Annotated in this window: 4 protein-coding genes; all 4 read left to right on the plus strand. The window is 50.0% G+C overall.

The features are described from left to right. The first annotated feature begins 189 nt into the window (after positions 1-189). The 4 genes from NZ772_18620 to NZ772_18635 all read left to right on the plus strand — a co-directional run bounded on the left by NZ772_18620 (position 190) and on the right by NZ772_18635 (position 1,629). Positions 190-774 carry a Uma2 family endonuclease gene (locus tag NZ772_18620; GenBank protein ID MCS6815571.1) on the plus strand — a complete coding sequence of 195 codons (585 nt, stop codon included), beginning with the start codon at positions 190-192 and terminating at the stop codon, positions 772-774. 82 nt (positions 775-856) lie between these two features. Beyond that, positions 857-1,054: a hypothetical protein gene (locus tag NZ772_18625; GenBank protein ID MCS6815572.1), complete on the plus strand. Its 198-nt coding sequence runs from the start codon at positions 857-859 to the stop codon at positions 1,052-1,054. A gap of 12 nt (positions 1,055-1,066) precedes the next feature. Beyond that, positions 1,067-1,237 carry a hypothetical protein gene (locus tag NZ772_18630; GenBank protein MCS6815573.1) on the plus strand — a complete coding sequence of 57 codons (171 nt, stop codon included), beginning with the start codon at positions 1,067-1,069 and terminating at the stop codon, positions 1,235-1,237. 41 nt (positions 1,238-1,278) lie between these two features. Next, complete coding sequence (locus NZ772_18635; GenBank protein ID MCS6815574.1) at positions 1,279-1,629, plus strand: hypothetical protein; 351 nt, start codon at positions 1,279-1,281, stop codon at positions 1,627-1,629. The last annotated feature ends 18 nt before the right edge of the window (positions 1,630-1,647 follow it).

The following is a 1,647-nucleotide window of genomic DNA, read 5'->3' on the forward strand; positions in this document are numbered from 1 at the left end:
ATTAAAGGTGCAGCGCTAAGTTGCATGATCTAGGTCGCTAAACCAGATACCTATGTGGTCAAAGCTTAATCTCACTTTCCCCTAAGTCGAGATTTGTCTCTTTTCTCAATCATGCAACAATGCTGCACCACTCAGTTAGAATTCAACTAACTACCTGCTCTCGATTACCCTCACGCAGGAGCAATCATTATGGTTCTAGCTACTCAACCCCCAACCCAGATCTTAACCATTGAGGACTATCTCGCCTATGACGATGGGACTGATACCCGCTACGAGTTGGTGGATGGAGAGTTGATTGACATGCCATCTGAACCGTTAGAAAACAGTGATGTAGCCCTGCGGCTGTTACTTGAATTTGCAAAGGTCGTGCCTCTGACTTGGTTGCGATATAAAGACCTAGAACTACAGGTCAGTGGACGGAGGGTAACTGTGCGCTTGCCAGATATAACCCTTCTAGGTGAAGAGTGCCGCGCTGCTCTAGCAGGAAGAACCAGAGGAATCATTACGCAAGACATGCCACCTCCTTTGGCAGTGATTGAAGTCGTCTCACCAGGCAGGGCCAACGTAATCAGAGACTATCGCTACAAACGCTCTGAATACGCAGCTAGGGGCATTGCCGAGTATTGGATTGTGGATCCCCAAGAGCAGAAGATAACCGTGCTAACCCTGGTGGATGGCTTGTATGAGGAGGCGGTATACAGAGGTGACGATCGGGTTTCTAGTACTGTATTCCCCAGTATCCAAATCACAGTCTCCAATATCCTCTCAGCCTGAGTAGTTGCTTTAGTAGTTGCTTTGTGCCCATACTCTCAGGTAATGCTCATGGCTTATTCGACGTTGTTGCCTGAAAGAGGGGTTGCGGGCGAGAGAGGCATGGTTTCGGTTACCACACAAAAACGCACCCTTAAACCCTCCCTATCGCATCTGCAACTGGTCTGAGGATAACGCTGGATTAGAGCAACAGGGAAGCCTCACTGGCTGGATTGACGAATTAGTGCTAGAGAACTGGCTGGTACTAGACTTGAGCGGCAAACCAGGAGCCTCACCGTACTAGAGCGACCTAGCCATGGTGACGATGGCCACTGTGAAAGCGGTCTATCGACTAGCAGGACGGCAACGTCAAGAATTACTCATGTCAACAGTTGCCTTTGGGGTAAACGTCTATGGCGAAGGGGGATGGAATACCCGTCAGCATAGAATGAGTGAGCGATACCCCCCACAGCGCAAAAGCACCTAGGAGTCAATGAAGCAAAGGGAGAAATTCTAGCAACCGTGGTCATGACCAATGACGTTCCCGATAGTGAGGTTTTGACCAATGGCCTCGAAGCCATGGCAGGAGACATTGAGCCAGTCTCAGCGGATAGAGCCTGCGACCATCGTCACTGTTATGACGAGGTTGTTCAGCGAGTTGCCAAGTTAGTGATGCCGCCCCGCCAGGATATGCTGATTTGGCAGCACGGCAACAGCCAAGCCCCCGTCATCCGTGAGATAAAATCTCTGCTACAGCTGCAAGCATGGACGCAAAGGGTAGCAGCAAAATACTGGCTATCATCGCCGTTCACTAGCGGAAATCACCATGTTCTGGTTCAAAACGATCGTTGGAGGCAATCTGAGTGCATGTCAATTTGACCGTCAGGCGATGGAACT

This window comes from Cyanobacteriota bacterium (assembly GCA_025054735.1).
GTDB lineage: Bacteria > Cyanobacteriota > Cyanobacteriia > SKYG9 > SKYG9 > SKYG9.

What these genes read in the sequence shown, in the direction of transcription:
- NZ772_18620 (MCS6815571.1), top strand. Translation starts at nt 190, where the DNA reads ATGGTTCTAGCTACTCAACCCCCAACCCAGATCTTAACCATTGAGGAC.
- NZ772_18630 (MCS6815573.1), top strand. Translation starts at nt 1,067, where the DNA reads ATGGTGACGATGGCCACTGTGAAAGCGGTCTATCGACTAGCAGGACGG.
- NZ772_18635 (MCS6815574.1), top strand. Translation starts at nt 1,279, where the DNA reads ATGACCAATGACGTTCCCGATAGTGAGGTTTTGACCAATGGCCTCGAA.